Source organism: Salinivibrio sp. ML290 (genome assembly GCF_001995695.1).
In the GTDB taxonomy this organism is placed as follows: Bacteria; Pseudomonadota; Gammaproteobacteria; order Enterobacterales; family Vibrionaceae; genus Salinivibrio; species Salinivibrio siamensis.
Map to the genome: position 1 here is coordinate 33,726 of NZ_MUEY01000016.1, position 26,703 is coordinate 60,428.

17 protein-coding genes and 1 pseudogene are annotated in these 26,703 nt (G+C 48.8%); 7 read left to right on the forward strand and 11 right to left on the reverse strand.

The features are described from left to right. Positions 1-12: 12 nt before the first annotated feature. Positions 13-1,053, forward strand: coding sequence for a L,D-transpeptidase family protein (locus tag BZG23_RS13485; RefSeq protein WP_077607271.1), 1,041 nt, complete (start codon positions 13-15; stop codon positions 1,051-1,053). Between the two features lie 102 nt (positions 1,054-1,155). Here the strand turns inward: BZG23_RS13485 and BZG23_RS13490 are convergent, their stop codons facing one another. From BZG23_RS13490 to BZG23_RS13510, 5 genes are all read right to left on the reverse strand, one after another. Then, positions 1,156-1,401 (reverse strand): Lpp/OprI family alanine-zipper lipoprotein, encoded by a 246-nt coding sequence (locus BZG23_RS13490; protein WP_046075907.1) that lies wholly within the window; start codon positions 1,399-1,401, stop codon positions 1,156-1,158. Between the two features lie 175 nt (positions 1,402-1,576). Further along, the gene (locus tag BZG23_RS13495; RefSeq protein ID WP_052708145.1) at positions 1,577-2,053 is read right to left on the reverse strand and encodes a copper chaperone PCu(A)C; all 477 of its coding nucleotides are present in this window, start codon (positions 2,051-2,053) and stop codon (positions 1,577-1,579) included. Positions 2,054-2,055: 2 nt separating this feature from the next. Further along, positions 2,056-2,643 carry an SCO family protein gene (locus BZG23_RS13500; RefSeq protein WP_077607242.1) on the reverse strand — a complete coding sequence of 196 codons (588 nt, stop codon included), beginning with the start codon at positions 2,641-2,643 and terminating at the stop codon, positions 2,056-2,058. Then, positions 2,640-3,119, reverse strand: a complete 480-nt coding sequence (locus BZG23_RS13505; protein WP_077607243.1) for a hypothetical protein — start codon at positions 3,117-3,119, stop codon at positions 2,640-2,642. Before BZG23_RS13505 ends, BZG23_RS13500 begins: the two co-directional genes overlap by 4 nt. Before the next feature lie 3 nt (positions 3,120-3,122). Beyond that, a complete protein-coding gene (locus BZG23_RS13510; protein ID WP_077607244.1) occupies positions 3,123-4,052 on the reverse strand; it encodes a DUF368 domain-containing protein in 930 nt (309 codons plus the stop codon). Between the two features lie 171 nt (positions 4,053-4,223). Between BZG23_RS13510 and BZG23_RS13515 the strand changes: the two genes are divergently transcribed. Beyond that, on the forward strand, positions 4,224-5,246 hold the full coding sequence (locus BZG23_RS13515) for a helix-turn-helix domain-containing protein (RefSeq protein WP_077607245.1): 1,023 nt from the start codon (positions 4,224-4,226) through the stop codon (positions 5,244-5,246). A gap of 17 nt (positions 5,247-5,263) precedes the next feature. On the opposite strand, the gene BZG23_RS13520 is transcribed toward BZG23_RS13515, so the two are convergent. The 5 genes from BZG23_RS13520 to malT all read right to left on the reverse strand — a co-directional run bounded on the left by BZG23_RS13520 (position 5,264) and on the right by malT (position 14,793). Continuing rightward, on the reverse strand, positions 5,264-6,289 hold the full coding sequence (locus BZG23_RS13520; RefSeq protein WP_077607246.1) for an alpha/beta hydrolase family protein: 1,026 nt from the start codon (positions 6,287-6,289) through the stop codon (positions 5,264-5,266). Between the two features lie 169 nt (positions 6,290-6,458). Further along, positions 6,459-9,335 carry a pullulanase-type alpha-1,6-glucosidase gene (gene pulA, locus BZG23_RS13525; RefSeq protein ID WP_077607247.1) on the reverse strand — a complete coding sequence of 959 codons (2,877 nt, stop codon included), beginning with the start codon at positions 9,333-9,335 and terminating at the stop codon, positions 6,459-6,461. Between the two features lie 239 nt (positions 9,336-9,574). Beyond that, positions 9,575-10,009, reverse strand: coding sequence for a DUF3015 family protein (locus tag BZG23_RS13530; RefSeq protein ID WP_077607248.1), 435 nt, complete (start codon positions 10,007-10,009; stop codon positions 9,575-9,577). Positions 10,010-10,014: 5 nt separating this feature from the next. Further along, complete coding sequence (locus tag BZG23_RS13535) at positions 10,015-11,739, reverse strand: Lnb N-terminal periplasmic domain-containing protein (protein ID WP_077607249.1); 1,725 nt, start codon at positions 11,737-11,739, stop codon at positions 10,015-10,017. 345 nt (positions 11,740-12,084) lie between these two features. Next, complete coding sequence (gene malT / locus BZG23_RS13540; protein WP_077607250.1) at positions 12,085-14,793, reverse strand: HTH-type transcriptional regulator MalT; 2,709 nt, start codon at positions 14,791-14,793, stop codon at positions 12,085-12,087. A 506-nt stretch (positions 14,794-15,299) separates the two neighbouring features. Between malT and BZG23_RS13545 the strand changes: the two genes are divergently transcribed. From BZG23_RS13545 to glgB, 3 genes and pseudogenes are all read left to right on the forward strand, one after another. After that, complete coding sequence (locus tag BZG23_RS13545; protein ID WP_077607251.1) at positions 15,300-17,750, forward strand: glycogen/starch/alpha-glucan phosphorylase; 2,451 nt, start codon at positions 15,300-15,302, stop codon at positions 17,748-17,750. A 116-nt stretch (positions 17,751-17,866) separates the two neighbouring features. Then, on the forward strand, positions 17,867-20,053 hold the full coding sequence (gene malQ, locus BZG23_RS13550; RefSeq protein ID WP_077607252.1) for a 4-alpha-glucanotransferase: 2,187 nt from the start codon (positions 17,867-17,869) through the stop codon (positions 20,051-20,053). 156 nt (positions 20,054-20,209) lie between these two features. Continuing rightward, positions 20,210-22,063 (forward strand): annotated as a pseudogene (gene glgB / locus BZG23_RS13555) (1,4-alpha-glucan branching protein GlgB); the annotation flags it as partial. A 176-nt stretch (positions 22,064-22,239) separates the two neighbouring features. On the opposite strand, the gene malK reads toward glgB, so the two are convergent. Further along, complete coding sequence (malK, locus tag BZG23_RS13560; RefSeq protein ID WP_077607253.1) at positions 22,240-23,379, reverse strand: maltose/maltodextrin ABC transporter ATP-binding protein MalK; 1,140 nt, start codon at positions 23,377-23,379, stop codon at positions 22,240-22,242. A 500-nt stretch (positions 23,380-23,879) separates the two neighbouring features. On the opposite strand from malK, the gene malE reads away from it, so the two are divergent. Together malE and malF are read left to right on the forward strand one after the other, a co-directional pair. Next, positions 23,880-25,061, forward strand: coding sequence for a maltose/maltodextrin ABC transporter substrate-binding protein MalE (malE, locus tag BZG23_RS13565; RefSeq protein WP_077607254.1), 1,182 nt, complete (start codon positions 23,880-23,882; stop codon positions 25,059-25,061). Between the two features lie 90 nt (positions 25,062-25,151). Further along, positions 25,152-26,699 (forward strand): maltose ABC transporter permease MalF, encoded by a 1,548-nt coding sequence (gene malF / locus BZG23_RS13570; RefSeq protein ID WP_443216291.1) that lies wholly within the window; start codon positions 25,152-25,154, stop codon positions 26,697-26,699. Positions 26,700-26,703: the final 4 nt, after the last annotated feature.

The following is a 26,703-nucleotide window of genomic DNA, read 5'->3' on the forward strand; positions in this document are numbered from 1 at the left end:
CTCTCTTGGCCGATGGTAGGCAAAGGTGCCATACAGAGATTATTAGCCTGTGTGGTACTTTGGGTGTTAGCTGTGCCGACAGCATTTGCCACCCCGTATCCGTTACCCACCGACGGCAGTCGACTTGTTGGCTATCCAGAGGCGCACATCGTCAAAGAGGGCGAGCACTTAGAAGCCATTGCTAAACACTATGATATGGGGTTTCTAGCGCTTTTAGCGCTCAACCCAGGGATTGATCCCTACTTGCCTGATCCTGGCTCTCTGGTGCGCTTACCCAACCAGCTCTTGTTGCCCTCACCACCTCACTCAGGGATAGTGATCAACCTTGCTGAACTACGCCTGTATTATTTTCCTGAACCAGACGCTAAGGTAACGGGAGAAAAGGCGGACGCGCAACGTGATGTTCATGTGTTTCCCATCGGGATCGGTAGAGTGGGTCGCGAAACCCCCACAATGAACACCTATATTAGCCAAAAGCGCGAACATCCGACTTGGACGCCACCGCAGAGCATTCGTGAGGAATATAAAAAACAGCGTGGCATCATTTTGCCTGATGTGGTGCCAGCAGGGCCAAACAACCCCTTAGGTGAGCATGCGCTAAGGTTGGGCTTCGGTAACGGTGAGTATTTGATTCATGGCACTAACAAGTCGTTTGGTATTGGGCTGCGAGTCAGTGCTGGCTGTATCCGGCTTCGACCTGACGATGTGGCATGGCTGTTTGAGCAAGTGGATGTCCACACCCCGGTTAGAATTATCAATCAACCCGCGAAGCTAAGCGTTGAGCCTGATGGGCGAGTGATGGTAGAGGCGCATCGTCCTTTGTCAAAAAATGAAAAAGAGACCAAAGCGCGTTTATCGGTTGAGCCTGATCCTCAGGTGTTAGCGATTTTAGCGCGGCTGGAACTGTCACCTCGGCGCTACCGAGCGGCGTTATCTGTCCAAGAAGGCGTGCCGACAGAGATCGCTACACTGACCCCAGCACAGTTGAAAGCCTGGCAGCGTCTAGAGCGTGTGGACGTAGATGCTAAGCAAATGACGCGATCTGAGCAGTAAAAGTCCGGATAAGGCGGATAAGATCACAGCATAAAAAAACGGCGCATCGCGCGCCGTTATTCATTGTTTGTTCAGCGAGTAATCGGTGCTTTAATCGATACGCTATTTCGTGTAAGACTGCGCCATATTATCAATGCGCTTATTGGCACGTTTTGCTTCGTCATATGCCATTTGAGAGGTATCTTTGGTATCGCTCACGTCGCTTTTCATCATAGATACATCATTCGATAATGCATCGACTTTCGCTGATAAATCATCAACGCTTTGCTGTAACGCTGTGTTGCTGGTACAACCGACGAGCAACATGCTCGATGCGACGGCAGCTAGCGCCATTGGACGGATTTTCATAAATAACCTCGCTATTGTTGTTTGTCATAGCAATCGCGTCATTAGGGTCACGCATCCACGCGACTATTGTCAACCTTAGACGCTTAAACGCATTTTTGCTGGATAATCCTTTACTTAAATAGCAGAGCTTGACCGAGTTAACACTTAGCGAGGTAAGAGGTATCCGATATTGTGCTTATTCGTGGTTTGCGTGCATCTCTTTGTTGTGATGTTTCATGCCCGCCATGACCGATTTCACTGGGATCTGCTTGGTGAGTGAATGACCGTCCGCGGTGTTTAATGTCAATGAAATGTGCTCGCCTACTTTGAGTGGCTGAGTCAGATCAAACAACATTACATGTAGGCCACCTGGCTTTAGGGTCACTTGCTCGCCTTCAGGCACCAGGATTTGCGCAATTTGTCGCATTTCCATCATGCCATCCACCATAGCATGCTCATGCAACTCTACCCGTTTCGCTGCCGGCGTGCTCGCACTCACTACCCGTTTTAGCACCTTGCTTTGATTATCGAGAACCATGAAAGCGGCGCTATTTGGTGCGCCTGGTGCAGTGGCCCGCGCATAGGCATCATGAATAAAAAACTCACCATGGGCATGCACGAATGGTGCAACCATAAAGGCGATAGCGGCAACAAAAGATTTGAATGATGTCATTGTTATTCCTTATTTTGATCAGTCACCCGTTCAATCGCTGCGATCAGCATTTCAGGGTTTAAAGTGTGGGGGACTTTTTCTAACAGCTCACCATTAGGTGAGAGAAAATAAAAAAAGGAGCTGTGATCTACGGCATAGTCCATGGCGGAGTCTTCCAGCTCGGTGATACGGTATAAAACCCCGTAGCGCTTTGCCAACTGTGCGATTTGTGCTTCGGAACCACTGGCGCCGGTTATGCTGGGGTGGAAAAAATGGGCATACTCCGCTGCTTTTTCGCTTGTATCACGCTTTGGGTCTAGGGTGATAAAGATTGGCGACACCGCGTTTCTTGTCGGCTCGGGGAGCGATTTTAACGCTGCAGACAATACGGCGAGCGACGTCGGACAAACATCAGGGCAATGGGTATAACCAAAATAAACAATGCGCGGACGTGGGTCATCGCTGTCGTAAAGATCAAACGGTTGTCCTTGTGACTCTAATGCCCCTGCTTGCGCCTGCTTTTGTGAGGTTTGATAGTTATCAAACAGCGCGCGGGCACCTAAGCCAAAACAAACAGCAATAATGGCGACAAGCCAAGCTTTCTTACTCATAGTCGCTCCATGCGTACTTTAATGGGGAGTGAGTTGTTTGCATCATCATTCAGGGTAATGGTTCCAGCCCATGTCATGCTGTCTTCGGTGCAAACGGGCAACATCAACGCGCCTTGATAGGTGAGTGTATCGGTTTTTTTGAGCGCGAGCCGATATTCACCCATATTCATTTCGACCCCTTTAAGCTTGATGAGCATGGTATCCGTAGCAAGCGGTTGGGGGGCGGTCACTGTGAGGGTATTGGCATGTAGTGGATGAACCATTGGACTGCCTAAGCTGGCTTGATAGCCCTTGTATTGGCATGTCTGATGATTGAGCGAACAGTATGCGGCTGGCGCGATACTTGAACTCGAGGCCGTAGAAAAAAAGCCAGATAGCCAAGAGGGAAGAAAAAAAGCAACCACTGCCAGTATCAAGAGACCGACAGTGATAAATAGTGAGCGACTCACGGGTGATTGTGAGGGCGATGTATTCATGATTTAGTCCTGAGCAGGCGAGAAACGCTCCAGCAGTAATACCAGCACAAAGCCACCTATCATGGCAACAATGGCCAAGCTAACTTGTGCCGAGTGTCCCACGATTGCCTCATAGGCGCCGGGGAGAAGATTATCCTGCATTAGAGGCACTTGCTCACCGGATGAATTTGTACGCCACGTGAGCGTGTGTTTCCAAGGCCATATTTTGCCTAGCGTGCCCAACATCAGGCCGGTAAGAAAAGCCAGCGAGAGCGCATAATAGTGACGCAACAGCCAAGATAAAAGGTGAGAGAAGGTTAACAGACCGCAAATCGCACCCACCGCAAATAGCCCGAGTAAACCGAATTGACCTTGATGTACCGCATCAAGAATGGGGCTATACATGCCCAGCAACAGTAGAATAAAACTGCCAGAAATCCCCGGTAAGATCATCGCACAAACGGCGATCGCGCCAGCAAGGAATATAGTAAATGGGCTCGCCGTAAGTTGTAACGGGTTAGCAATGGTAATCCAGTAGGCAAACCCGATCCCAAGTAGCGCTGCTAGGATGGTTTTAGCCCTGATCTTAGGCGCGGGCAATTGTTTGCCAATATGCAATGCTGAAGCGATGATCAATCCAAAGAAAAATGACCAAAGCGGGATGGGGTGATGGGTGAGCATCCAGCTGATCCCTTTTGCCAAACTGGCAATGCTGGTCAGAATGCCGGCTAACAGTACACAAAGAAAGGTGCCGTTAACATGTTGCCAGACCGCTTTGAAACCTTCCTTGCGCCAAAGTGTAAAAAGGCGCGGCGTGATACGCCGAATACTCTCAAGCAACTGCGTGTAGATACCGGTAATAAATGCGATCGTACCGCCAGAGACACCAGGAACCACATCCGCAGCGCCCATCGCCATGCCTTTGAGGTAAGTTGAGATCAGGTTCTTGATCATAATGCTATTCATCGATAAAAGCTGAGACGCGCATTATACCGACATTCATCCTGTGGGGTAGGGCAAAGTTAATCCGCAGGAGATGTGAGAGGTAAAGTGTGGTTTTTCTATCACTGGTCTAACAATTTGGCTATGATCCTTGAGTTATTTAAAAATTGCTAGGCTAAACATATGCTTGCTGTGCCACTTCCGTATATTGCAACTCTGATTTTGGTAATGACGGCTATCGTCATCGTAATTCGTCGTGACCAAAACTGGCACAAGCCTTTTGCGTTCACCGTTTTTTGTGCGGTGATGACGTGTATTGTCGGATTACGTTGGACGTTCGATTTAGCTGCTTTGCGATTTATACAAACCATTCTGGCAGCCTGTCTTCCCATTGCTGCCTGGTATGGCTTTGTTGAACAATCCTCACGGAGAGGTCGCTTAATTTGGCATTTATGTGGTCCTGCTATGGTCATAGCCTGTGCGTTTTTTCCGTACTTAATTAGCTTTGGTGTTCTCGATGTGCTTTTAGCCACTTTGTCGGCAGGGTATGGGGTGTGTTTACTTATACACTCATTGAGGCTCCCTCAATCGGTTAGCTTCAATCGTGTGAGTTTGTTTGTGTTGTCAGAACGGACTGCGGGGAGTTTATTACTTTACTCAGCATTGATTGATGTTCTGATCGCATGGGACTTTTCTTTGGCATCAGGAAAGCACGTTCGGGCCATTGTTTCGGTGAGCTATTTGTTACTTATCCCAGCTCTTGTCGTGACAATGATTATCGCGAGCTATCAACTTCCAGCTAGCAAGGAACAAGTCAGTAAAAAGGCCCAAGTAACTGAAAATGATGTCGAGTCTGAGGTGGTGGAAAGTTTCAAAGCACTCATGGATGCAGAAGCGCTATTCACTGATCCAGATTTGTCCCTCATTCGGTTGGCACGTAAGTTAGGTGTACCATCGCGTTCTCTTTCTTCGGCTATTAATGCGCACTACGGACAAAATATTTCCAGAGTAATCAATGAATATCGTATTGAATACGCGAAGAAACGACTCCTCTCAAGTGACGACACCATCATGGATATTTTATTGAGCGCTGGGTTTTATACGAAATCTAACTTTAATCGTGAATTCTCACGTGTTGTAGGCCAAACACCGAGCGCATATAGAAAAGGAGCGGTGAACGAGAAGCAGCCCATAATAACGGGATAACTTCTCGTCTGTAGAGCTTAATCTGCTAAAAACTGCACAATATCATCGATTATTTGCTGGTGTAGGGTACTTCTTTGTGCACCTCGTCCATCTTGGCAAATGATACCGTCCCCCTGTTTTTCGGCCTCAAGCAGCGTTACGGCATTGGGCTTACAGGCTTGTATAAAGCTAAAGTGGGTAGCGTTTTGATAGACTTTATAGCGACGATGTGCGCGCCCCATACGTTCCGCTAAGTAGCCAGACTCCATGGCTTGTGGTAGGTCCCCAATATCGACACCTGCAGCCAAAATGAGAGTGGGCTGAGACACTGATGCGAGGCTGGTTGTCGAAAAACTTCGTGCTAATCCAAGATCAAGGCTTACCACTCGTTTTATCCGAGGATCACTAAGGTTATGAGATGAGGGTTCAGCACCTTGTCGTGTGGACAATCCTAGTTCGTCCGCTAATCCACATGTTCTCGAGTTCGGGTATTGCTGACAATCACGTTTGAACGCTGTTCTATCGAGTTGTGCGCCGATCAATTGCATCACTGTCCAACCACCCAATGAATGCCCGATCGCCGTGATATTCTGCTTATCTATTTTGTTGCGATAGCTATTGTTGCTTAATAGATGGTCGAGGAGATGTGACATATCTTTTGGGCGTTGCCACCACTGCGCGGCTTGAGAGGCTTTATGGTTAAAGCTCGTGGTTCCAGGGTGGTTGATTGCCGCTACAATATAGCCTTTCTGGGCCAGTGAATAAGCCAACCAGCTTTGATTCCTCCAGTTACCTCGATAGCCGTGAGACAATACGACCAATGGTGCATTTTTCGTATCAATGGAGGCGTGTTGGATGACAGGCACGCCTATAAAAGCAGGGTTATCGCCGATTAGTACTTTCGCTTCAGTTTCATCGGTTGGATACCACATAGCACCTTCAAGGGGGCGCATAGCATTTGCTTCAATATGCAAAGGTATAAAACCGACTGAGTTGGCCAGCGCAGGCTGTAGGAGAAGAGAGGATAAACAGAAAATGGTGAATAATATACGTTGGTAATACATCGCTTTTTCTCATGTTGATAAAAGCTGACAAGATGAGCGAAAGTCGCATTTGGTGCGACCTCGAACATGATCGAGGTCGTGAAAATCGGAGTGTTTAACCTTGCATATCGAGCACGGCGTATCCAAACAGAACAAGATGGGGAATGATACTGCATTCCCCCCAATACGATTAAGGTTGATGAGGTTTCTCGAATACGGCGACGGACCACGCGGGGATGGTGAGTTTGCCGTTGGTCACTTGAGCGGCCTGTTGGTTATACGCTATCGAGTGGCTGCCTGCATTGGTTTGCAAGCTGTGAAGCTGATAGCCGTTGGCGTCGATGTTGGCAAAGTCATTGACCGCCGTGCCTGAAGCATTGATCGCGACGATAATTCCATCACGCGTTGCATCAATCGAGCTGTCGTGCAGACTGCCACTGTTATCAAGCTGCATCACAATTAGCCCTGGGAGCTGTGAGGCGCCGGTGTTGTGAAAGCTGACACGTTGGTTAATCACGCTGCCTTGGCCTAAGTGGAACAGCCCTGACGACGCACGCAGCGCCACCAGCTCATTAAAGTAGCTGTCCATGTTGCTGATTGCCTGTGGTGTTGGTTTGGCCTCGCTGTTGTGGTTGGCAATCACGGCTTCAATCATCGGCCAGTTGTAGCCGTCTTTGTCTTCACGTGGCAGCCCTTGATCCCACTGCGTGGTTTGTTTGGTAAAGTCGACGCGGTTATACCAATCTCCCGAGTCGTACGAGTCACGCTGCATGGATTTTGAACGAAGTAGCTCGCTGCCCATGTGAATAAAAGGCACCCCTTGTCCCAGCAGTGCAGTGGAGAGTGACACGGCTTGGGCGCGGACGCGTGTCGCAAGTGGCATGGCGTAAGGGAATTTGTATTGATTGTTATCCCACAAGGTTTGGTTGTCGTGCTTGGAGACATAGTTTTGAATCTCCCAAGCATCTTGCGCGTAGCCAGCCGGTTGACCGTTGTAATCGACTTCGTCCCCGCGCACGACGTCACCATTGGCAATCTGCAACTGAAAATCTTTTAAGTTACCCGCCATACCCAAACGAACTAGGTCGGCATTATGCAGGGCACTGGCTCTTTCCCCGCTGTTTTGCTGTTGCAAATCATTTTGGGCGACCCATTGACCATTACCAAAGCCTTGGTTTTTGCGCAGGTACTCGCCGCCATCGAACGGACCGCCGCCGCGAACCGCATCTCGAAGTCGGTCAGAGAATGAGCCAATACCGGTACCTGCAAGATTTGCTTGGGTGGCTTGGACAAACTGGCGATCGTTGGCGACTTCACCGAAGTTCCAGCCTTCGCCATAGAAATACACATCTGGATTGATATCGCGGGCAACGTCAAGTGTGTGCTCGATTTGGGCTAGCGGATGATGCCCCATCAAATCCCAACGGAAGGCATCGATTTTGTAGTCTTTCACCCAAGTGGCAATCGAGTCATCGATCAGTTTGGCAAACATGCGATGCTCAGGTGCGGTGTTTGAGCAGCAAGTGGATTGCTCAACGTCTCCAGTAACGGGGTTAAGGCGCTGATAATACCAAGGCACGACTTTATCCAGCACAGAATAAGGCCCTAAGCCCGCTTGGTGGGTGTGGTTGTAGACCACGTCCATCACTACATTCATGCCGATATTCTGTTTGATGGCCATGACCATTTTACGAAACTCGAGGATACGCGCGGTGCCTTCAGGGTCGGTCGCATAACTGCCTTCAGGCACGGTGTAATGGAAAGGATCGTAACCCCAGTTAAAGCTGTCGTATTGACGCATCGCCGCCATCACAGTTTGCACATAGGGGGTGTCAGCACTGTCTTGGGTGGCTAAGTCCGTTAAGGCCGCTTGGATGCTTTGATTGTTGTCGCACTCACTGGCCAGCCTTGGGGTCTCTTTCAGTGAGGGGACTTCGTCACATAGCGTGGAGAAGCGGTCGGTGACATCGATACGTTGCGCCGCGTCCTCGTTGATGGAGGCAATGTCAAACACGGGGAGCAGGTGCAAGTGAGTAACCCCAGATTGCGCAAGCGCGGTTAAGTGTTTGACCGGCTCAGTGGTGTTTTGGGTAAAAGCAAGGTACTTACCGCGCAGATTTTGGGGAGTGGATTGATCGAGCGCGGAAAAATCACGCACGTGCGCCTCATAAATCACGCTGTTGGCGGGATTTTGCTGCGAGTGAGGCGCACTCAGCATATCCCAACCACTGGGTTTAAGCGCGGGCGCACTCAGATCGACCACCTGTGAATAGCTGGAGTTGGTCGACAAGCTATGTGAGTAAGGATCCGTGACTTCGAGACGCTCGACACGGTGTGTGGCAGGGTGATAGACCGACAGTTGATAACGGTAATAGTCGCCATGATTCAGCGCCGTGGTGGCAACATGCCAGCTTCCTGACTCGGCGTCGAAGTCCATTTTAATGGGCGTTTGGCGCTGTTTTGGCGCGTTTTGTTCGCTCGCCGATTGATAGGGCACCAGCGAGACTTGCTGTGCGGTAGGGGCCCAAAGACGAAATTCAGTGTGTCCAGCGTCAGGGATGGCACCAAAGTTAAGTTTTTCGGCGTGTTCTGCGTACAAGACATCAAGCGCGCGGGCAGGTTGCACATCGGTTGCGGTTAATACGGTATCACCGTCTTTGGCGATAGCGAGAAGCTGTCCTTTAAGCCATTGCTTCAGCGCAATATCGGCGCTAACAAAGTCAAAATCGAACCCTTTGACGTTACCTTGCAAATGGGGAAACGATGTTTGCCAATGATCGCGGGTGGCAAGGGTAGATTCGAGACTCGCGGTGGCGTTTTCCACCTGCTGTGTGTCCGGGTTATAGCGCATCGTGCCATCAGCGGAGTAATACAAGGTGAGCGAGGTGGCGTTAGTTTGATGGGTGAGCAGGGTATCGGCGTCAGCAAATAGCACACTGGCATCGCTGGTCCCTGCTTCCCTGGGGGGGAGTTTGGTTTCTTTATCGGTATTACAACCCGTTAAAGCGATGATAGTCGCGACGGCAACAGATGCGCCGAGCGGTTGCAAAAACTGAGTGCGCTTCATTGATTTTTCCTCGTGTATCAATACTGAGCGCAGCTTACTGAAGGGCGACACCTACCATGCGTGATCGGATTAAAATTCAGCGTGTCATTACAAAAAAGATGATGAAATTCAGCAAAATATCACGAAAGGTAGGCGGAGAATGACGGGCCACTACGCCCCCACGGAAAGTCTGGGGGCGTAGCAAAATCTCATTACTCATGAAGGTTAGTGGGCAACAAGATTATGGGTGAATAAAGTGCTTAGATATTAGCGATTACAGTATTGTAATACTGTTCGGGCTGAATGTCACTTTTTTGTGATAATTCACTACGAACTTGAGTAATAACTTGACTTTGCTTATCTTGGCTTACCTCAAGGATATCTAGCATAGCGTTTAAATGGTTACCGCTACCTTGGCTAGTTTCTTCAATTACATTGTTGAAATTGTCTTGGATAAACATTGCAGCCTCCACACGTTTACCATTACAGCTATCTTCCGATGAAATCTTCGAAGATACAGCTGTGGTACCTAGGTCCCATATTATGTTAGAAATAGCGGCTGCGGCGCCGTTGTTGTCAAAAATCATTGCGCCGATGCCACAATGTTTCCAAGGATTAATTGTCTCTTGTTGTGCAGAAACATTACCAGCAAAAAGGGTTGCAGCTGCAACTGCAGAAATCATTAATTTTTTCATTTTATCTACCAATAGTAAGAAAGTTTAAGTGAATACTCTGTATCACCATCAAAAGAGTAAGCGCTTCTAACATCCCATGATTGGTTAATGCTATAGCGCACGTCAAAATTTACATGATGAATGTGTTTGTCAACGTCATCAATAAATCGGTGGTGAGACAAAGTTAGCGACGATGCCCAAGTGCTAGACGGATTCCATATCCAGCCAACCTCAGGTCCTAGCGAGAGCCATGAATTGCTCTCACTATATTCTTGAGCGTTTGCCCCAAGGGCAATATACGCTGCTGAATTAGTAGTGATTCTTTTACTTTCACCCCAAAACCCTTTGAGGTAACCGGTCATGCAAGATTGACAACTATTTTCGACACTACCGTATCCCATTGCAAGACGCCAGGCATATTCTTTATCTTCTGGTAATCCTGTCTCGGATACATTTAAACTCTTTATATCAAAAAGAGAAAGCTGTTCTAATTTCCAACTTTTGTTCTGGTTGTAGTATCGAAAGCGAACATCACCAGACTCAAGTGATGAAAAAGGTATTCGCGCCGGATTAATGTTCAACCAGTCATAGTAGCTAGCTCTAAATCTTATTTCTTGGCCTGTTCCTAATCTATTGTTGTTAAAAAAAGCTAATTGCAGCAAGGTGCTGGGAGTTGCATTCTCTGGTGGTGTTGGGGCTATTTTCTCCCATTCGCTTATGCCGGGAGTGAGTGCAAAGCGTTTATTAATCAATGACTGCTTTATCTTTTTCTGGTTAGGTGTTAGCCCGTCATTCTTACTCGAAAGGTATGAGTAATAATCGTAAAGCGTTTCTATAATTCGTTTAGCTGACTTCTCAGAAAGATAATCTAGGCGTTTGGTGTCCCCGTTCTCGATTATATCGCGAACGATACTTTTTTCGTTCTGTTTCAATTGAGCGTGCTTATTGTAAAGCGCTTCCTGTCTCGACTCATGATATACAGTTGTTTCTATAAGGCCTGATTTTTTTGTGCTTTTAACAACGTCATAAGGCATAACCCAAGGCTTTTCTAGGGGGGTAGCATTAGTATTGCTCCCCATCGTGATCAATTGAGCCAACTGATAGGCACAGTTTTCACGGAAAAAGTAGTAAGTCATTCCGATATCTTGCATTTCCCAAAGGTGAGCTATAATAAAATCTATCGTTTCGTCATTTACTTTTAATCGATACTCCCAAAGGTCGCGTAACTCTGACTCATTATAGGTTAGACTTTGGTGGTGATATTTTTGGTTGGAGTAAAAGCCCTGGTAGCCACCAAAGATGCCTTTTAATATGTATTTAAACTTGTTGTCGCTATCAGGAACACGTGCGCCATAACTATACGTGTTATCTAGCAAGTCATGCTTATCTTCCTTATTTATTTTTAGAAGTAGATGACCATACATCGACGCTGGGTTACCAAGATAGCCCGACGCATAAACAAGGCTGATACTTTTTGCTTCTAGACCATCTCTATAAGCGTTGAGTTCTTCACAGGTTACGTGAGGAAATGTTAATTCTAGCTGTTTTTCTATAAACACCTTGCGAGCAGGGAGTCGACATTGTTCTTTTGGGGTTTTAAAGAAGGCTTCAATTGTTGCAGACATTTCAAGGCTAGGGTTCACTGATCCTTGGTCATGGATAAAAAAATCAGGTGATGTTATTTCGCTTGATTCTTTATCATTGTAATGAAGCAGTGCTAGCCAGATAGGCGATGATGAAGCTTTCATCATGACGCTATTTTTTTTCTCGACTTTTGATGATGCATGACTGTTGAACGATAGAGTTACAACTGTCAATGCTAGTGTGTAAAGAACGGTATAAATAGTTTTTATAGACAAAGGGTACGCCAACTAAAGCTTCATACTACAGTAATAACTATTCATAGTTTAAACAATAAAAAATACTAGCATCAATGTTTTTGTCAAAAAAATTGGTTTTAGTCACAAAAGAGTGAATAAATATACAATAGTAGGTTTTACTGTGCTGGATTTTTGTTCTTACTTGATGGACAAGAACTATATTAAGACCGTGATGAAAACGCCCCCAAGGAAGTCTGGGGGCGTAGGCATCGTTGACTAGTTACCCATAAGTTGTAAAAGGTTTTCGGCGGTGACGACCGCTTCTTTGCGATTTGCAATATTCAGCTTTTGGTAAAGATTACGGATGTGCGTTTTGATCGTTGTTCCCGCGACATCTAACTCATGAGCAATTTGCTCGTTACTGAATCCTGAGTAAATCAAGCCAAGTACTTGCCATTCGCGTTGCGTCAATGAGCTGGTTCGCACCAGCTCTGGCACGTTCGGATGCTTGACCAGTTTTTCGACAAAGGCTTCATCAAAGTGGGTGGAGCGTGAGCGCTGATGGCTGGCGATTTCTTTTAAGAGCTGCTGTGCCCGGTGTCGCTCTAATGCGCCGAGCGCTTGTTGTTCAATCAACGCGTGCAGCAATGATGAGAGCGCATCACCTTCGATTAAAAAGTTACCCATCATCCCGGTTTGATTGGTTAGGATCAGGGCATCTTGCAAGAGACTTTTGGCGTATTCCGTCTCTTGCACTTTACTGGCGAGCACGGCCTCGACGATGAGATTGCGGTTTTTATCCGTCACTAAGTTGGACCGGTTCGCTTCGCGGCGCAGAAAATCGACCGCTTGACGTGCTTGATCATACTGACCCAAATGCAGGTGCGCGCGGGCAATGTTTCGCCACTGAAGCTGGCTAAAGTGGTTGCAGGCGGTCGCGGGGCGAACGGCTTGATGTAACCACTCATCCATATTGGTCAGTTCGTTTTTGGCGTGCCAATAGAGCAATAGCGAGAGTGACGCGTTAGCGGTCCAATCAACATGATAAACTGATTCTCGTAGAAGGTGCTCTATGTGCTCAATGCTTTTGGCCGCTTTATCTAACTCACCGCGACTAACAGCCACGCGCGCGAGCATAGAGTAGCTATGCAAATGCTTGCTCGGCGGTTGGTTTTCCAAAACCTGTAGCCCCTTATACGCACAGGCTTCAGCTTCATCCAGACGGTTCCAACACCAGAGTATTTGGGCGCGAAGCCGTAGAGCAAATTCATGTAAAGGAACTTGGTGCAATTGCTGATCTTCAATGAGCTGATCGGCACTATCGAGCAACTCAAACGCGGCTTGCACATAGCCTTGTGCCAGGAGAATTTCACTTTGCTGTAAAATGGCCCACAGCGCTTGGTGATATACCTGATGCTGGCGCGCTAACTTTTCCGTTTGTTGCATCATGGATAAAGCGCGATCCAGTTCGCCGAGCACATGATTTACCTCGCCAACCACGGAAGTCGCGACAATACGTCCTCGGTAATTGGCGCTATCGAGTTGCTCGAGTGCTTTTTCTGCCAGCTGCATCGCTTGCTCAGGCTCATTCGCATTAATGGCTACTTGGGCAAGCAGGGCATTGGCATTGCCTTGGTAATCAATATCCAGTGGAATGTCGCGGGCTTGATACGCCTTTTCGGCACTGGCCAATAACTCGCCAACTTCGTGATACCTGTGTTGGCTTTGTGCTAACCAAGCACGCAGTAAGCTCAAATTGGGGTATTGGTATAAAAGCTCATCACTGAGCTTGATAATCGCGGATTCGAGTGTGGATAGTTCGCCACGATTGAACATACGCCAGCCGTGTTGATTGAGAATATCGGCCAACAACGCATCGTCTTTGGCATAGCGTGCGTGGCGCAAGGCTTGATGAGGGGACTGCAGTTTTAGCCAAGCCAGTGCCGCGTGTCGGTGCAAGGTTTGTTGCTGGTGGGGGATCCRGGCTTGACGCTCATGRGCCAAAAACTCCGCGAATAAATGGTGAAACCGGAACCAGTTGTTATCCCCCTYAAGCGGATAGATAAACAAGCCATAGCGATTGAGTGACTCAAGCATACCCAGCGCATCTTCTCGCTCGGTCAAGGCGAAAACCAGTTCATCATTGAACATTTCTAACACTGAGACTTTCATCAGAAACTGACGTGTCTCCGTGTCAAGCAAGTCGAAGACTTCTTCCGCTAGATAGTCCCAAAGATGGGCATGGTTAAATTCTGCACACGAGGCGGCGCTTTGCATTAGCGTGCGTTTTTGGTGCTGCGCTTGAATGGCGATCAGTTGCAGCGCGGATGGCCAACCTTCGACGTAGGTACATAAGGCATTCGCGGTCGATTCATCGACGCCATCGTCGATACGTTGGTTGAAAAACCGGGTTGTCTCTTCGTTATCGAACGCGAGAAGCTCGTTGCCTATCTCGATCATCAGGTCTCGCACGCGTAAGTTCGCGGTGCCCAGTGGTGGGTTAGCGCGTGACGTCACCACTAACGTGAGGTTCTCTGGCATGTGCTTGATGAAAAAGCGCATCGCTTCATGGATTTCTTCGTTATCAACCAGTTGATAGTCGTCCAGCACCAAATAGCTGGTGGCGTGAAACCCGGCCAGTTCGGCAAAAACATCAGACAAGAGCGCACGAAGTGATGAGAATTGGCGTTTTTCCGCCAGTTTTATAGTATTGGCGCAGCCTTCTTGGGTGGCTTGGTGCAACGCTTGTAATAAATAGTTTATGAAGCGAAAGCTGTCGTTATCACTGTCATCAATGCTAAACCAACCGACATTGGGTTGATCGGCGAGCCACTGGGCAGCCATGGTGGTTTTGCCATAACCGGCCGGAGAGCGAAACAGCACCAGCTTATAGTGGGGGGCTTGTTGTAAAATATCGAGCACTCGCGGGCGCAATATCGCGTTATAAAGCCGTCCAGGCCGAGTCAGCTTTGATGGGATCCACATAAGACACTGTCCTTCACTACAAATGCGGTGCGTCATCTTTGGTGCGCACCTCTGTCCTGATTGCAGTGTATGTAACTTCAAAGACACAAACTATGATCTATCCCTGATCTCTTAACGGGTGCCCTAATTTAGTGCAACTACGCCTTATAATTGTGATAAACGTCACTTAATTGCCTTGTTCTTGGCTTTTTTTATCGTCGGTGTACACATTGATGTTGGTTTGTYAGGGGTTAATTTGCGCTAGCGCACAAAAATCACCAAAAGCTAGACGGTTTTTTTCATCGCCGGCTTAGACAGGCTTTTGTCTCATAGCGTGATGAAGATCACCAGTCAGTGGGCTGTACTTCATTTTGATGAGAGCCCGCTCACTGTTGATGTGTGACCTGGCTCTCTACGCCCTGTGGTCTCCTCCTTTGATGAGAACGACGTGGGAGGATGTTTGCCGTGCTCGGGTTGGGCAGGATGACTAACCATCAAGGTTTCATTCCATTATCGAGAGCAACGACATGACACCAAAACAGCAACATGCGTTTGATAAAAGTGCGTTTAAAATCAGTATGGTTCAACACTTAACCCAGCTAGGTCACGCACCAGATACTGCTCAACTGCGTGATTGGTACCTCGCGCTGGGCCGTGCATTAGCCGAACACACGACGAGTGACTTGGTGGCCACTGAACACGATCAAGCCATTAAACAAGCGAAAAGTGTTAACTATTTATCCCTCGAGTTCTTGATTGGTCGTTTAACCGGGAACAACCTCATTAGCATGGGCTTGTACGATGCTATCGCTGAGGCCGTGAGTGAGCTTGGGCTTGGGTTAACGGATTTACTCGAACAAGAGCGTGATCCGTCTCTGGGTAATGGCGGCTTGGGACGTCTGGCGGCCTGTTTTATGGACTCTTTGGCGGCACAGCAGTATCCGGCAGTGGGTTACGGATTACATTATGAATATGGGCTTTTCCGTCAGTCTTTTCATGAAGGGGCGCAGCAAGAGGCACCTGATGCATGGCGTGAGCCAGAAGGCTACCCTTGGGAACTGGTACGTCCTGAATTATCCCAAATTATCGGCTTTTATGGCCATGTTGAGGTCGTTGAAGAAGCAGGGCATACCTATCGTCAATGGGTTCCGAGCTTGAAAATCCAGGCAATGCCTTGGGACTTACCCATTGTCGGTTACCAAAGCAACACCGTTTACCCATTGCGTTTGTGGGAAGGTCGAGCACTGACACCGTTCGCGCTTGATGCTTTTAATGCAGGCGACTACACCCATGCTCAGCAAGCTGATATCGATGCGGGTAATTTGACCAAAGTCTTGTACCCGAACGATAACCACGACGCAGGTAAAACGCTGCGCTTGATGCAGCAGTACTTCCACAGTGCCGCCTCGGTCGCAGATATCCTCCGTCGTCACCTAGAGGCAGGTCATGCTCTAGCGGCGTTGCCAGAGTATGAAACCATTCAATTAAACGACACCCACCCCACCATCGCGATTCCTGAGCTGATGCGCGTATTGCTGGATGATTATCGTCTGGGCTGGGATGAGGCGTGGTCAATCGCCAGTCGTACTTTTGCTTACACCAACCACACCTTACTGCCCGAAGCGCTGGAAACCTGGAGTGAGGCGTTGATTGCGCGCTTGCTGCCGCGTCATATGGAGATCATTTTTGAGATTAACCATCGCTTCATGCAAGAGGTAGAAGCGAAGTGGCCCGGCGATGTGGCGAAAAAGCAGGTGTTGTCAGTGATTGACGACAAAGGTGAGCGCATGGTGCGTATGGCGAATCTATGTGTGGTTGGCTCTTATGCGGTAAATGGCGTTGCGGCGTTGCACTCTCAGTTAGTTAAGCGTGATTTATTCCCAGAGTTTGACGCGCTATACCCAGGCCGCATTCAAAATGTGACCAATGGCATCACACCGCGTCGCTGGTTGAAGTTCTGTAACCCTGACTTGTCCAACTTGATCAGTGAAAAAATCGGTGAGCAGTGGCCAGCGCAATTAGAGCAACTCGAGCAGATTGCTCAATACGCCGATGATACTGCGTTTCAAAAGACATTCATGGATGTCAAAAAGCGCAACAAGCAGCGTTTGGCAGGATGGGTCAAAGAGCACCTCGATATTACCCTCAATACCGATGCGATTTTTGATGTACAAATTAAGCGTCTGCATGAGTATAAGCGTCAGCACCTTAATCTGTTACACGTGATTTCGCTCTATCAGCGTTTGCTTAACGAGCCAAACTTTGACATGGCGCCACGAGTGGTCTTTTTTGCCGCGAAAGCCGCGCCTGGCTATGAATTAGCAAAATCGATCATCTATGCGATTAATAAGGTCGCTGAAACCATTAATAATGACCCACGAGTCGGTGACAAGCTCAAGGTCGTCTTCATTCCTGATTATCGTGTCAGCATGGCAGAAATCATTATTCCGGCTGCCGATGTGTCTGAGCAGATTTCTATGGCCGGTAAAGAGGCGTCTGGCACGGGTAACATGAAAATGGCACTCAACGGCGCGCTTACCATCGGCACCATGGATGGCGCTAACGTGGAAATCCGTGAAGAAGTGGGTGACGATAATATCTATATCTTCGGCTTAGATGTTGATGGTGTCACCGAATTACGCCAAAAAGGCTATCAGCCTGAAGCGGTCTATCACAGCCAGCCCCTATTGAAGTCTGCCTTGGATAGTTTGTTGGATGAGACGTTCACGCCAGGTCAGCCAGGGGCCCTGCGTCCTGTGTTTGACAGCGTGATGGGTAGCGGCGACCCGTACCTGTGTTTGGCTGACTTTGCCGATTACGTGCGCGCACACAATGACATTGACCGTGATTACCGTGACGCGTCGCAATGGGCACGTAAAGCGATTCTGAACACCGCGCTGGTCGGTAAGTTTAGCTCAGACCGCTCAATTCGCGATTACGTTAATAACATTTGGCAGTTAGAAGCGATTAAGCGCTAACTGCAATATAACGGGTTAACAACCTTATCGGTGGCAAGGAATGAGCCTTGCCACCTAACAATAATGACAACAATATTGCCCAATAAAAGAAGGGGGCAGACCCCTCGGAGAAAGCGATGAAAGAATCTGCATTGAAGACAGTCGCACAAATGGCCAACCTCGCTGATCGCTATATCAGTGCATGGGGCTCAGAAGCGGCTGTGCCGGACAGTACCTTACATGACTTACTAACGTCACTTGGCTATGACACACGAAACGACGAGGCGTTATTGGCGTCGGCGGAGAAAAAACACAAAGCGGATGTGCTCGCCCCTGTGCAGGTGGTGCAGGAGAATGAGCCGGTTGAAATTGCGCTTCATTTAGGTACCAGTGCGCGAGAAAGTGACTTTAGTTGGCGTTTGGAAACCGAACAGGGCGAATGCTTTGAAGGTTACTTACAGTCACAAATCGTTCGCGATGAGCGCAGTAATGGTGGCCCATTGGTGTTTAGCCTGCCTTGCTCCCTACCGTGGGGCTATCACCGCCTTTCCGTGATACGTAAACGGCGCAAAGCCCCGTATCAAATGACACTCATCATGGCGCCCACCCAATGTTATAAGCAGCCAGAATTGGATCAACACAAGAAAATGTGGGGGCCGAGTATTCAGCTCTACACACTGCGTACCCCTCATAACTGGGGTATCGGTGATTTTGGCGATCTCAAACAATTGGTCAGTGAGCTCGCGTCACGCGGTGCGGACTTCGTTGGCCTTAACCCTATTCATGCGTTGTTCCCTGCCAATCCAGAAGCCGCGAGCCCGTATAGTCCGTCATCACGCCGCTGGCTTAATCTTTTGTATATTGATGTGAGCAACGTTCGAGAGTTTTGTTTGAGCGCCCGTGCCCAGCAACTCGTGGGCAGTGCCGAATTCCAGCGTCGCCTGCAAGCAGTACGCGACACGCATTGGGTCGATTATAGTGAAGTCGCCGCCTTAAAGATGGCCGTACTACCGCTTTTATTTCAAGAGTTTAAGCAACGCGAGCTACTGCAACAGACACGACGTGGCCGTGCGTTTTTAGACTTTATCAAAAAAGGGGGAGAGAGCTTAAAACAGCAAGCCACCTTTGATGCCTTGCATCAATATTTACGCGCGGAAGACCCTCATGCTTGGGGCTGGCCCGTATTCCCTGAAAAATATCGTCGCTATGAAAATGCCGCGACGCAAGCATTTATCGAGCAGCATAGCGATGATATCCAGCTGTACATGTACTTACAGTGGATTGCCGAAGGTCAAATGGAAGAGGTACAGGCCATTGCTGAAGAGCAGGGGATGTCGTTGGGCTTGTACCGTGATCTTGCTGTTGGGGTGTCTGATGCGGGTAGCGAAACCTGGTCGGATAATTCACCGTTAGTACTGGATGCTAGCATTGGTGCGCCGCCGGATGTGTTGGGACCTCGGGGGCAAAACTGGGGCTTACCGCCATTTGATCCGCAAGCGCTACAACATACCGGTTACCATGCCTACATCGAGTTGTTGCGGGCCAACATGCGCCATTGCGGGGCTTTGCGTATCGATCATGTACTGGGCTTGCTGCGCTTATGGTGGATCCCTAAAGGAAAGAATGCCACCGAGGGCGCCTACTTGTACTATCCCGTTAAAGACATGCTCGCGATTTTAGCGCTTGAGTCTCACCGTCATCAGTGCAGTGTGATTGGAGAGGACTTGGGGACGGTACCAGATGAAATCGTTGATCTGCTTGCTGACGCGGGTGTGCATTCTTACAAGGTCTTCTTCTTTGAAACCTCGGCGGATGATGGTGGGTTTATCTCTCCGGCACATTACACCGAGCAAGCGATGGCGACACTATCCACCCATGATATGCCAACCATTCGTGGTTTTTGGCATTGTGACGATTTGAAACTGGGTCGAGAGTTAGGCCTTTATCCGGACGAGGCCCAGCTTCAGCAGTTGTTTGATGATCGCTTGAAAGCCAAACAAGGCATATTAGACAGCGTGCGCTGGCACGGCATGCTACCGGATGGGGTGGGCGCTGATGCCCGTTATGTGCCGATGGATGGTCACTTGTGCCGCGCATTGCAACTGCATGTGGCCGCCGGCCAATCGGCGCTATTAAGCGTCCAGCTGGAGGACTGGTTGGAAATGGAGAAACCGGTAAACATTCCAGGAACCGTGGATGAATACCCTAACTGGCGACGCAAACTCTCGGTCAGTTTAGAGACACTGTTTGGTCGAGACGAACTCAATCAACTTGCCAGAGATTTATCTCGGGTGCGTATGCAAGCGAGCCGCCAAACGGTGTAACCACCATACCATGCTCTAACGCTCTATCCTCAGTGCCAGCCAACACGTACAGGATGGAGCGTTTTTTTGTATAAGGAGCCTCCAGTGCCAGATTCTTCCCATTCGATACAGCCCCAATCTATTCAGCCTGATCACTTTGCAATGGATATGGCTGCTTTATATAACCCGAGCGTTGCACATCAGTATATGGGCGCGCATCCGGTGACGTTACCCGTCGTGGGTAAAGCGGTCGAGGGGGTTCGGTTTGTGGTTTTTGCCCCGCATGCACAATCAGTCAGCGTGATAGGTGATTGGAACCATTGGCAAGCCGACGCCGCCTACATGACGCCGATTGAAGATGGCTTTTGGGTCGGGTTTATTGCTCACCTTGGCATGCAGCAGCGCTATAAATACGCCCTAACGGGGCCCGATGGACAGTGCTTACCGCACAAAGCCGACCCTTACGGGGCGTATGCCGAGCAATACCCGTCCTTTGCCTCTCTGACCTATGATCAACATGCTTATCAATGGCATGACCAGCACTGGCAAGCGCGTCCCATCACCGAAAAACACACGCAAGCGTTATCGTTTTATGAGCTTCACCTTGGCTCCTGGCAGCGAGATGCATCGGGTCAGTGCCTGGGCTATCGTGAGCTTGCTGACCGTCTCGTTCCTTACTTGGTAGAAATGGGTTATACCCATGTGGAGCTAATGCCAGTCAGTGAGCACCCCTTTTATGGTTCTTGGGGTTATCAGCCGGTTGGCCTGTTTGCGCCGACCAGCCGCTATGGCTCGCCAGATGATTTTAAGTATTTTGTCGACCAATGCCATCAAGCGGGTATTGGTGTGATCCTTGACTGGGTGCCGGGGCATTTCCCTACCGATGATCACGGTTTAGCTTTTTTCGATGGCACTCCGCTATATCATGACCCCGACCCACGACGTGGTTGGCACAACGATTGGCATTGTCATCTTTACGATATGAGTAAAGAGCATGTGCGCCGCTTTTTGGTAAACAATGCCTTGTATTGGCTTGATCAATTTCATATCGATGGTCTGCGTGTTGATGCGGTCGCGTCCATGCTTTATCTCGATTACTCGCGAGAACAGGATCAATGGATCCCCAACGTGGATGGTGGCAATGAGAATTACGATGCCATCGCCACCTTAAAGTGGATGAACGAGTCTGTTTATCACTATTTTCCTAATGCGATGACCATTGCCGAGGAATCGACGACGTTTCCGGGAGTATCGGCGCCTACGTATGCAGGCGGGCTTGGGTTTGGGTTTAAGTGGAATATGGGCTGGATGCATGACAGTCTCAGTTATATTCGCCAAGAGTCGGTGTATCGTCGCTATCACCACGACACGCTGACGTTTCCATTAGTTTATGCGTTTAGCGAGAACTATGTATTGCCACTGTCTCATGATGAAGTGGTGTATGGAAAAGGCTCGTTGATCGGTAAAATGCCTGGTGACGAGTGGCAGCAAACCGCCAACTTACGTGCTTTTCTTGGGTATATGTATGGTCAGCCAGGTAAAAAGCTTAACTTTATGGGGGCGGAGATCGGTCAGACCGCAGAGTGGAACCATGACAGTCAGCTTGAATGGCATTGGCTGCAATACGGTCGTCATCAAGGTATCCAAGCATGGGTGAAAGCGCTGAACCACCTGTATGTATCGACGCCGGCGCTGCACCGCCTCGACTGCGATCCGGCAGGGTTTGAGTGGCGATTAAAAGACGCAGCCGATCTCAGTGTGATTGCACACGAGCGGCTTGGCGATGACGGCTCGCGGATGCTGGTGGTGAGTAATTTCACCCCTGTACCCCGGGATGGTTTTCAGCTGGGTGTGCCGATGAGTGGTGACTACCAATTGGTCTTAAATTCGGATGATGAGGCGTTTTGGGGCAGTGGATACCCCGTTTACGTAGCGCTTAGCACCGATAAAAGCGCGGTACACGATCAACCTCAATCGCTGACACTGAATCTTCCCCCGTTAGCCACTGTGTTTTATCGTTGGCAAGGGTGAAGGTACCAACTCCATATGGCCCGTTTGGGCGACAAAGTGAAGAAGATTACGCCAAGTTAACCCTTGGCGTTTTTCATTGCTTGCCCTGTAAATAGGCGCTTTTTCACTCTGAGCTGAGTTGATACCGTAAAAAAGGCCGCGAATGCGGCCTAGTCGTGGTCTTTTACGAGGTGATGTTATGCGGCATCTTCTTCATCAACGAAGGTGACGCCATTTTCACGATGCAGGCGCTTGCACGCTCGACCGTCACTATGGAATAGATGGCAGCGATGAGCTGGAATACCAATGGCGTATTTTTCACCAGGCTCAATTTCCACCGTATCGAGCTGACGATAGATCACATCCGCGTCTGCGCTTTCAAGGTTGAGATAGATTTGCGTTTCGTTACCCAGCTTCTCGACAATGGTGGCTTCTCCTTCAATTTTGGCATCACCGTCTTTGGCGGCCACCAAATGCTCTGGGCGAATGCCGAGCGACATACGATCGCCTCGGGTGACGGTTTTGCCATCGACGGGTATCCAGAAGCTTGCTCCTTCGCTGAGCTGCACTTTGACACGATTTGGCTCGACATCTTCAATAAAGACACTCATGAAGTTCATCTTCGGTGAGCCAATAAATGACGCGACAAAGCGGTTTTGTGGGTAGTGATAAAGCTCTAGCGGTTTGCCAACCTGCGCCACACGGCCTTCATCCAGTACCACGATTTTATCTGCCATGGTCATGGCTTCAATCTGATCGTGGGTAACATAAATCATGGTACAGCCAAGTTGGCGTTGTAGTTTGGTGATTTGTGCGCGCATTTGTACGCGTAGGCCAGCATCAAGGTTGGAAAGTGGCTCATCGAGTAAGAATACACGAGGTTGGGACACGAGTGTGCGGCCAATTGCAACACGCTGACGTTGTCCGCCAGACAATGACTTGGGCTGTCTGTCGAGTAGGTGACCGAGTTGTAGGATCTCTGCTGCTTGATGCACGCGCTTATCGACTTCCGCTTTGTTGGTTTTTGCGAGCTTCAAGCCAAACGACATATTGTCGTAGAGGTTTAGGTGGGGATACAGCGCGTAAGATTGGAATACCATACCGACGCCGCGTTTCGAAGGCTCAACCTCATTGACGCGCTGATCATCAATATAAAGATCGCCCGACGTAATATCTTCCAGCCCCGCTACGCAGCGTAATAGGGTGGATTTACCGCAGCCAGATGGACCGACAAAGACAACAAATTCGCCATCTTTAATCTCTAGGTCAACGTTTTTTGAAATCATTACATCGTCGTCATACGCTTTACAAACGTTTTTAAACGTGACACTTGCCATGTCGCTCGCCCTCAATCGCTTTTCATTAATTCGGCTCAATACGCATTATAGGTGGCTGTGCTATTTAATATCTGCCATTTCTGAGCGTTATCTTTTTTGTTGAACGCTTTTTGGTGGCTGAATATACACATTGGATAAATTCCACCCGATGCTTTTTTGATGTCAGGCAGTGTCGCGTATCTGCGCAAGCGGCACATCCTCCCGTGGACATTTATTACAGGGGGAGTAGGCGGGGAGGAGGATAATCTCCTCCCCAAATTGATTTGAGGGCGTACATCACAAAATCATTAGCAAATTAGTTGAAGTTGATCACGTACCGTTTATTTTTGTGAACCGCATCATTAGCGACGAGCGATATGGATCACGAATTCGCTCGCATAGAGGTAGGGCGTAGAAGCCAGGATGATGAGGAATATTCGGGAATTACCCATGATAGACCGTGAAATACAGCTCATCCTCCATGGAATCGTGCTACACCTCAGTAGAAGAAGGATAGAAAGATGAAAAAATCACTTAGTGCTGTTGCTCTCGGTACCCTGATTGCACTGGGTTCATTTGGCGCCAATGCCAATATCGAAGAAGGCCAACTGACGATTTGGATTAACGGAGACAAAGGTTACAACGGCCTTGCCGAAGTGGGCGACCGCTTTGAGCAAGATACGGGTATACCTGTCACCGTTGTTCACCCTGATGGCTTGCAGGATAAGTTCCCGCAGACAGCGTCAACCGGCGATGGCCCAGACATCGTGTTTTGGGCGCATGACCGTTTTGGTGGCTACGCAGAATCAGGCTTGCTGGCAGAGGTTCGTCCATCTGAGCGTCTTAAAGAAGGCATGGTCGACTTTGCCTGGGATGCGGTGAAATACAAAGGCAAATACGTTGGCTACCCAGTGGCAGTGGAATCTCTTTCGCTCATCTACAACAAAGATTTAGTGCCTAACCCGCCAGAAACATGGCAAGACGTGGTTGAGATGGATGCCAAGCTCAAAGAGCAAGGTAAGTCAGCCATCATGTGGAACCTAAAAGAACCGTACTTTACATGGCCATTGATGGCGGCTGATGGCGGTTATGCGTTTAAGCAAACGGCTAATGGCTACGATGTAAAAGATGCTGGCATCAATAACCAAGGCGTACATGACGCACTGCATTTTATGAAGCAGATGGTGAAAGATGGCGTGATTTCATCTGACATGGACTACTCAGTCTCTGAGTCCTCTTTCAACCAAGGCGACACAGCGATGACCATCAACGGCCCATGGTCGTGGGGCAACATTGAAAAGTCAGGCATCAACTACGGGGTAACCACCTTACCAACTTTCCAAGGCGAAGCGTCTAAGCCTTTTGTGGGTGTACTTAGTGCCGGTATTAGCACCGCGTCGCCAAACAAAGCACTGGCGGTTGAGTTTTTGGAAAACTATCTGCTAACGAAAGAAGGTCTTGCGACAGTTAATGCTGATAAGCCCCTAGGTGCAGTGGCGCTGAATGCCTATCAAGCAGAGCTGGCTCAAGATAGCCGTATTGCGGCGACCATGGAAAACGCCAAACATGGCGAAGTGATGCCAAACATTCCACAAATGAATGGGTTCTGGGCGGCTGCCAAAAACGCCATCATCAATGTGGTCGATGGCCGCCAAAGCGTCGAGGAAGCACTCGACGATGCGGAAACGCAAATGGTCAAATAAGCTCTATCTGCAGGGGGGCTCGCCTCCCTGCATTTTTTAAAAACTATGTGAGTAGCGTTCCTTATGCAGTCAGTCCAAGGTTCCCAAGCTATGACAACGTCAGGCTCTTCTTTGCCCAGTAGCACAAAAGCGTTCATAAAATGGGCGTTACTGGCTACTGTGGCCATTATCAATGGCTATGCCACCGTCTTGATGTATTCGCGTGGTGAAACCGCCTTTGCCCTGTTAACTGTGGTATTAACCGCATTAGCCCTGTACATTTTTGGCAGTAAAAAAACCTACGCCCATCGCTATATCTATCCAGGTATCGCAGGGATGATCCTCTTCATTATTTTTCCGTTGGTTTATACCGTCGGGCTGTCATTCACCAACTATAGCGCCAAAAATCAACTCTCTTTTGAGCGGGCCCAATCGGTATTGCTTGAGCGCACCTTTCAAAGTGGTGACAGCTATCCTTTCTCGTTATATCAAACTGACAAAGGGGTTCGTATTGTGGTGGAGGGCGAGAATACACGCTATGCCACCAAGCCATTTGAGTTTTCAACGCTTGACGATGAAAACTTGGCGCTCAGCCCAATTGACAGTGTTGAGGGACAAAAAGCGTCACTGCGCGATGTGATTCAAAACCGTGATGCTCTTGGAGAATTAGACCTGATCTTGTCTGGTGATAAAACCATTCGCATGAGTGGTTTGCGTAAGTTCGCCGCTATTCAATCACTCTATAGTCTGCAGGATGATGGTCGCACACTCATCAACAATAAAACCGGAGAGACACTCAAACCTAACGATGAGATAGGTTATTACCAACCGGTTGATGCCTCCGGTGAATTTGTTGGCGACACGGTGTCACCCGGTTATGTGGTGCAAATTGGTACGGATAACTTTGAGCGTGTCTGGACAGATGAGGGCATCAAAGAGCCGTTTATTGGCATCTTTATTTGGACGATTGTCTTTTCCGTGCTCACCGTGGTATTCACGCTGTTTATTGGCTTGATATTGGCAAGCTTGGTGCAGTGGGAAGAGCTGAAAGGCAAATCGATCTACCGTTTATTATTGATCCTTCCTTATGCGGTGCCAGCTTTTATTTCAATTTTGATTTTCCGAGGCTTGTTTAACCAAAGTTTTGGCGAAATTAACATGGTCTTGGAAGCGTTGTTTGGCATTAGCCCGAACTGGTTCTCTGACCCTTTCTTGGCGCGGAGCATGGTGTTAACTGTCAACACCTGGCTGGGTTTCCCTTATATGATGATCCTCTGTATGGGCTTGCTGAAAGCGATCCCTGATGATCTCTACGAGGCATCCGCGATTGACGGCGCGAATTTCATTCAGAACTTCACCCGTATTACGCTGCCGATGATGATTAAACCATTAACCCCGTTGCTGATTGCTGCTTTTGCCTTCAACTTCAACAACTTTGTGATGATTATGCTGTTAACAGAAGGTGGGCCAAATCGCATTGGCACTACGGAGCCTGCCGGCTATACCGATTTGCTGGTCAGCTATACCTATCGCATCGCCTTTGAGGGCAGTGGCGGTCAAGACTTTGGCTTGGCAAGTGCAATCGCCACACTGATCTTCTTGATTGTCGGGGCACTGGCGTTAATCAACCTTCGTATGACGCAGAAAAACGAGCACTGAGGAA